At 67.0% G+C, this 6063-nt stretch carries 7 protein-coding genes; 3 read left to right on the top strand and 4 right to left on the bottom strand.

Features of this window, described 5'->3' with window-relative positions:
• Nucleotides 1-176 precede the first annotated feature (176 nt).
• A complete protein-coding gene (locus tag IAE58_RS19490) occupies nucleotides 177-668 on the top strand; it encodes a transposase (protein WP_199934742.1) in 492 nt (163 codons plus the stop codon).
• 92 nt (nucleotides 669-760) lie between these two features.
• Here the strand turns inward: IAE58_RS19490 and IAE58_RS19485 are convergent, their stop codons facing one another.
• The 3 genes from IAE58_RS19485 to IAE58_RS19475 are packed head-to-tail and all read right to left on the bottom strand — an operon-like array spanning nucleotide 761 to nucleotide 2754.
• Nucleotides 761-1711 carry an aspartate carbamoyltransferase catalytic subunit gene (locus IAE58_RS19485; protein ID WP_108752372.1) on the bottom strand — a complete coding sequence of 317 codons (951 nt, stop codon included), beginning with the start codon at nucleotides 1709-1711 and terminating at the stop codon, nucleotides 761-763.
• A 16-nt stretch (nucleotides 1712-1727) separates the two neighbouring features.
• A complete protein-coding gene (gene ruvX / locus IAE58_RS19480; RefSeq protein ID WP_108748791.1) occupies nucleotides 1728-2195 on the bottom strand; it encodes a Holliday junction resolvase RuvX in 468 nt (155 codons plus the stop codon).
• Nucleotides 2188-2754: a YqgE/AlgH family protein gene (locus tag IAE58_RS19475; protein ID WP_199934743.1), complete on the bottom strand. Its 567-nt coding sequence runs from the start codon at nucleotides 2752-2754 to the stop codon at nucleotides 2188-2190. Before IAE58_RS19475 ends, ruvX begins: the two co-directional genes overlap by 8 nt.
• A gap of 79 nt (nucleotides 2755-2833) precedes the next feature.
• On the opposite strand from IAE58_RS19475, the gene IAE58_RS19470 reads away from it, so the two are divergent.
• Both IAE58_RS19470 and IAE58_RS19465 read left to right on the top strand, forming a co-directional pair.
• Nucleotides 2834-4609 (top strand): DUF4153 domain-containing protein, encoded by a 1776-nt coding sequence (locus IAE58_RS19470; protein WP_199934740.1) that lies wholly within the window; start codon nucleotides 2834-2836, stop codon nucleotides 4607-4609.
• Nucleotides 4606-5151, top strand: a complete 546-nt coding sequence (locus tag IAE58_RS19465) for a DNA-3-methyladenine glycosylase I (RefSeq protein WP_199934741.1) — start codon at nucleotides 4606-4608, stop codon at nucleotides 5149-5151. The genes IAE58_RS19470 and IAE58_RS19465 overlap by 4 nt, the downstream gene beginning before the upstream one ends.
• 54 nt (nucleotides 5152-5205) lie before the next feature.
• On the opposite strand, the gene IAE58_RS19460 is transcribed toward IAE58_RS19465, so the two are convergent.
• Nucleotides 5206-5913 carry a YitT family protein gene (locus tag IAE58_RS19460; protein WP_108748787.1) on the bottom strand — a complete coding sequence of 236 codons (708 nt, stop codon included), beginning with the start codon at nucleotides 5911-5913 and terminating at the stop codon, nucleotides 5206-5208.
• Nucleotides 5914-6063: the final 150 nt, after the last annotated feature.

Here is a 6063-nt window from a genome sequence, read left to right as displayed (position 1 = left end):
CGCACCGCTCCGGTAGGTGCCAACCTTGGTTGGCACCCACACCGCTCCGGTAGGTGCCAACCTTGGTTGGCACCCACACCGCTCCGGTAGGTGCCAACCTTGGTTGGCACCCGCTTACCCAAAGCCAAGTCATTCCCCGATATTCACCGCAGGCAGGCCCGCCCATGCTTGCCTCCATGAACAGCGCTCGACTTCTGCTCGGCCGTCATTCCAGCATCGGCCTCAGCTACATCCTCACCACCGTTGTGCATGGCCGCGCCCCGTTGCTTGCCAGCGATGCTGCCGCAGAACTGGCAATCCGCGAATTCCAGCGCCTCGACCAGGAAGGCTTCACCCGTTCCATTGCGTGCGTGGTCATGCCCGACCACATTCATTGGCTGGTCGAACTGCGCGCAGGAACAATTGAAACGGTGATGAAGCGATTCAAGTCGCGCACGGCACAACAGGTGAATCGATCTTTAGGGCGAATCGGGCGCTTTTGGCATGGCGGCTATCACGATCACGCGATTCGATCGGATGAATCGCTGTACCGACATGCGATGTATCTGATGGGTAACCCGATCAGAGCTGGGTTGGCGGCACAGGTCGGGCAATATCGACACGCGTGGTGCGAATGGGAGCTGGAATCGCTATGTGGTTGTCTGGGATCCACTGGCACTGACGAATAGTGCCAACCAAGGTTGGCACCTACCAGAGCGCTGCGTGTGCCAACCGAGGTTGGCACCTACCAGGGCGGGGTGTGTGCCCGCCAATACCGCTATCAACCCAGCAGGGTTTCCAGCACGGCCATGCGTACGGCCACGCCATTGGCGACCTGGCGCAGCACCCACGACTGCGGGCCGTCGGCCACTTCGTCGGTCACTTCCACGCCGCGGTTGATCGGGCCCGGGTGCAGCACGGCGGCGTCCTTGCCGGCACGGGCCAGGCGTGCGGCGGTCAGGCCGTACTGGGCGTGATACTGCTCCAGCGACGGCACCAGGCCTTCTTCCATGCGCTCGCGCTGCAGGCGCAGCATCATCAGCGCATCGGCACCTTCCAGCATGGCGTCGAAGTCGTCGCCGACCACGCAGCCCTTCAGGGTTTCATCGTCCGGCAGCAGCGACTGCGGGCCGCACACGCGGATCTCGCCCACGCCCAGCGTGCGCAGCGCGTGCAGATCGGTGCGGGCCACGCGCGAGTGCTTCACGTCGCCGACGATCACCACCTTCAGCTTCGAGAAGTCCGGGCCCTTGGCCTGGCGCAGGGTCAGCATGTCCAGCAGGCCCTGGGTCGGGTGCGAGCTGCGGCCATCGCCGGCGTTCACCAGTGCGGTGCCCTCGCCGGCCGCGGCGGCCAGTGCCGCCACCGCTCCATCGTCGGGGTGGCGCACCACGAAGCCGCGCACGCCCATCGCTTCCAGGTTCTTCAACGTGTCGCAGGCGGTCTCGCCCTTGCGCGTGGAAGACGTGGAGGCATCGAAGTTCAGCACGTCGGCGCCCAGGCGCTGTGCCGCCAGCTGGAACGAACTGCGGGTGCGGGTGGACGGTTCGAAGAACAGCGTGCACACCGCCGAACCGGCCAGCACCTGGCGCTTGTTGCCAACCCGGCCAACGGCCGCATCGCGGATCTGGCCCGCGCGGTCGAGCAGCTGCACCAGGGTTTCGCGGGGAAGGCCTTCAAGGGTCAACAGGTGGCGCAGGCGGCCGGAGGCATCGAGTTGCTGGGCGGTCATGGCAGGCGTCGTGCAGTCAGGGAATGGGGATGGCGTCGTCGGGGGACGACAGCCAGCGGTCGATGATCACCGCCGCAGCCACGGCATCCAGCGCGGCCGCATCACGGCGGCGCTTGCGCCCTTCGGCGCGCTCAACGGCGAAACGGCGGGCGGCTTCGACCGAGCTGGAACGCTCGTCGATCATCACCACTGGTAGCTTGAAACGTTCCCGCAGCTGGCGGGCGAAGCCCTGCGCGCGCTTGCGGTTGGGTTGGTCCTGGCCATCCAGGGTAAGCGGATCGCCCACCACCAGGCCGTCGGGCTTCCATTCCTTGATCAGGCGCTCCACGGCGGCCCAGTCGGGGCCGTTGCCGTGCACATCGACCACGGCCACCGCGCGGGCATGCGCGGCGAACGCGCTGCCGATGGCCACGCCAATCCGTCGCGAGCCGACATCGAAGCCGAGCACGGTGCCATCGCGGCGGATCACGGCCGGCTCAGACATGGCCGCTGTAGTCGGTCAGGCGGAACAGGTCCACGCCGATACGTGCCGCGGCGCCCTGCCAGCGTTGTTCCAGCGGCAGCTGGAACACCACTTCGGCATCGGCCGGCACGGTCAGCCAGCTGTTCTCGGCCAGTTCGCTTTCCAGCTGCCCTGCCCCCCAGCCGGCGCAGCCCAGGGTGACCAGCGCATTGGTCGGGCCTTCGCCGCGGGCCATGGCTTCCAGGATGTCGCGCGAGGTGGTCAGGAACAGACCGTTGCCCACTGCCAGGCTGGAATCCCACGCGCGGGCATCGTCATGAATGACGAAACCGCGTTCAGGGTGTACCGGCCCACCGTTGAGCACCATGCGCGCCTGCAGCTCGCCATCGCCGGTGGCGATGTCCATCTGCGCCAGCACCTCGCCCAGCGTGTACTCCGACGGCTGGTTGACCAGCACGCCCATGGCGCCGTTCTCGTCGTGCTGGCAGATCAGGGCGACGGTACGGGCGAAGGTGGCGTCGGTCAGCGACGGCAGCGCGACGAGCAGGTGGTCGGCAAGGGAAGTAGGCGTTACAGGCATGGCGGCCATTCTACCTGCTGGGGCCGCACGCGGGCGCGAAGGCATGGTCTAGGATGGCCGCATCCAAGGAGGAAACCCCATGCAACAGGACGCACCACTGGCGTGGCCGACGCGCAGCATGATCGTACTGATCGCACTGCTGCAGGGTCTGGCGCTGTACGCCGCGCAGGAACTGAACGACACCACGCCCTTCCAGGATATTGCCTGCCGCTACGGCTGGAATGCATGGGTGCTGACCGTGCCCACGGCGCTCGGCCTGACCCTGGTCGAGCTGAAGGACCGCCGGCTGTGGCTGCATGCGGCGCTGGCATCGCTGCTGGTGGTGGCGCTGGCCGGCTGGGTGGGCTGGAACCTGCGTGGCATGGAAGGCATCTGGATTTCCGAGCTACGTGATCCGCTGGCATTGGGTCTGGCGGTGGCGACCTTCGTGGCCCTGCCCTGGTGGCAGTTCCGGCTGCAGCATGGGTCCTGGCGTGCCGACCACACCGCCCTGTTCGAGCGTGCCTGGCAGAACGGGCTGGTGCTGTTGCAGGCGGCGGTGTTCACCGGCCTGGGCTGGATGCTGCTGTGGTTGTGGGCCGCCCTGTTCACGCTGGTAGGGGTGACCTTCTTCGAGCAACTGTTCGCCGAGCGCGCTTTCGTGGCACTGGCCACCGGCACCCTGGCCGGGTTCGGTGTGCTGATCGGGCGCACCCAGCACCGCGCCATCCAGATCACCCGCCAGGTGCTGTTCGCGATCTGCCGCGCGTTGCTGCCATTGCTGGCCTTCATCGCCGTGCTGTTCGTGGTGTCGCTGCCCTTCACCGGGCTGATGAGCAGCGCAGGTCACCGTTCGCCAGCCAAGGAGCTGCTGACCCTGGCGCTGCTGCTGATCTGCCTGGTCAATGCCGTGTACCAGCGCAGCGACAGTGAACTGCCCTACCCGCGCCTGCTGCGGCGTGCGGTGGAAGCCAGCCTGCTGACGTTGCCGATCTACGCCGGACTGGCGTTGTACGCACTAGCGCTGCGCATCGGCCAGTACGGCTGGACCATTGATCGTTTCTGGGCCACGGCCGCCGCGCTGATCACCGCCGGCTACGCCCTGGGCTACGCGCTGGCCGTGGTCCGGCCCGGGCAGCGCTGGCTGCAGGGCGTGGAACCGGTGAACCGGGTGATGAGCTGGGTGGTCGTCGCTGTGGCGGTGCTGGGCAATTCCCCCATACTGGACCCGGCGCGCATCGCCGCGACCAGTGTGGCCGAGCGGCTGCGCAGCAACCCCGCGCAACTGGTGGTGCGCGACGTCAATTACCTGCGCGAACACAGCGGACGTAGGGGCGTGGAAGCGCTGCGCAGGCTGCAGCAGGACCCCGCCATCCAGGCCGACCGCCGCGCCTCGAGCATCATTGCCCAGCAACTGAGCGGCAAGAAGCTGCACCGCTATCAAATGGAGAGCCTGGCGGACGCCGGCGTCTACGACCTGGCCACGCTGAAGGCGCGCATCCACTTGGCCAAGGGCAGCACATCGCCGCCAGACAGTTGGTGGCAGGCGGTGCTGGATGACCTGGACAGCACCGAGTGCCTGTCCAGCAACGAGGGCTGCATCGCCCTGCAGCGCGACCTGGACGGCGACGGGCAGCCGGACGTGCTGCTGTGCCAGATCCGAAGGGCATGGGGTCCGCAGTGCGACCTGCACACCCTGGACGAGGGACAATGGACGGACGTGGGGCAGATCCACTTCGGCGCAGAGGCCGCCAACCAGGCGCTGCGTGAAGGCCGTCTACAACTGCGGGACAGCCGCTGGCCGGAGTTCCTGCTGGATGACCAGGCGTCCACCCTGCAGTACAACAACGACTTCGGTAAAAGGCGCAGCAAATGAGCGGATACTGCTTCATCGCCCCGGGCCATCCGGTGCACGATTACTACCACGCCCATGAATACGGCTTCCCGCAGCGCGATGAACGCGAACTGTTCGAGCGCCTGGTGCTGGAGATCAACCAGGCCGGGCTGAGCTGGGAAACCATCCTGAAGAAGCGCGAGGGCTTCCGTGCGGCCTACGCTGGCTTCGACGTGGACCGCGTGGCGGCCTATGCAGAGCAGGACATCGAACGCCTGCTGTCGGACACCGGCATCATCCGCAACCGGCTGAAAGTGTTGGCCGCGATCCACAACGCGCAGGTGATCCAGCAGCTGCGCGCACAGCATGGCAGCTTCGCCGCGTGGCTGGATGCGCACCACCCGCGCAGCAAGGCCGACTGGGTGAAGCTGTTCAAGAAGACGTTCCGCTTCACCGGCGGCGAGATCACCGGCGAATTCCTGATGAGCCTGGGCTACCTGCCCGGTGCGCACGCCGAGGATTGCCCGGTGCATGCGCGGCTGTTGAAGCTGGCCCCGCCGTGGCTGCAGGCGGCCGGCCGCTGATGCAGATCCGCCGGGCATGGCCCGGCTGATGCTATGTGAACGCGTTGCCTGCGATCAGACGCCCATGTACCGACCGGGGCGGTGGTTGAACATCAGCACCAGGCTGAGCACCACTGCACCAATGGCCGAATACATCACCTTCGACGGCGACAGCACGAAGAACGCGGCCACCATCAGGCAGGCGTCGAACGACATCTGCACCTTGCCGGCACTCCAGCCGCGGGTGCGCTGCAGATATACCGCCAGGATGCCGATGCCGCCCAGGCTGGCCCGGTGGCGGATGAAGAACAGGATGCCCAGGCCGGACAGCGCGCCGCCCACCAGCGCCGAGTACAGCGGCGCCATGTGCGAGAAGTCCGCCCAGCGCGGCAGGATGTCGGTCAGCACGCCACAGGCAGTGACCGCGGCGAAGGTCTTCAGGGTGAACTCCCAGCCCATGCGGCGCACGGCCACCCAGTAGAACGGCAGGTTCACCAGCACGAACACCAGGCCGAAGTTCCAGCCCATGGCGTAGTGCAGCAGGAAGGCTGCCCCGGCCATGCCGCCGATCATCAGCCCGCCCTTGGCGAAGATGGCCAGGCCCAGCGAGGCCACGAGCATGGCCAGCACCATGCCCTGCACGTCTTCGGCGACGGAATGGCGAAGTGCTTTGTCGTCGGCTGGGGTGCCGGCGCTGTCGGGCGGCGGGGTCAGCGGACCGGCGGTGACCAGGTGGCCGTCAGCGTCGTCGCACGGCGCGGGGCCATGGGAATGCAGGGACATGGGTGTGGGGTGCAGCAGTGGGGACGCGTATTAGACACGATCCCGATGACAGTTGCAGATGAAATCGATTCAGTTGGGTTGCCGGCGAACGGCGCAGCCCCTCGTGGCTGGGCGGCATTGCGTGGTTCGTCGGCTGGGCCGGGCGGGGGG

The sequence above is a fragment of the Stenotrophomonas sp. S49 genome, from assembly GCF_016624905.1.
In the GTDB taxonomy this organism is placed as follows: Bacteria; Pseudomonadota; Gammaproteobacteria; order Xanthomonadales; family Xanthomonadaceae; genus Stenotrophomonas.
The sequence above is the reverse complement of the archived record's forward strand: the minus strand, read 5'-3'. Positions and strand labels throughout refer to the sequence as shown.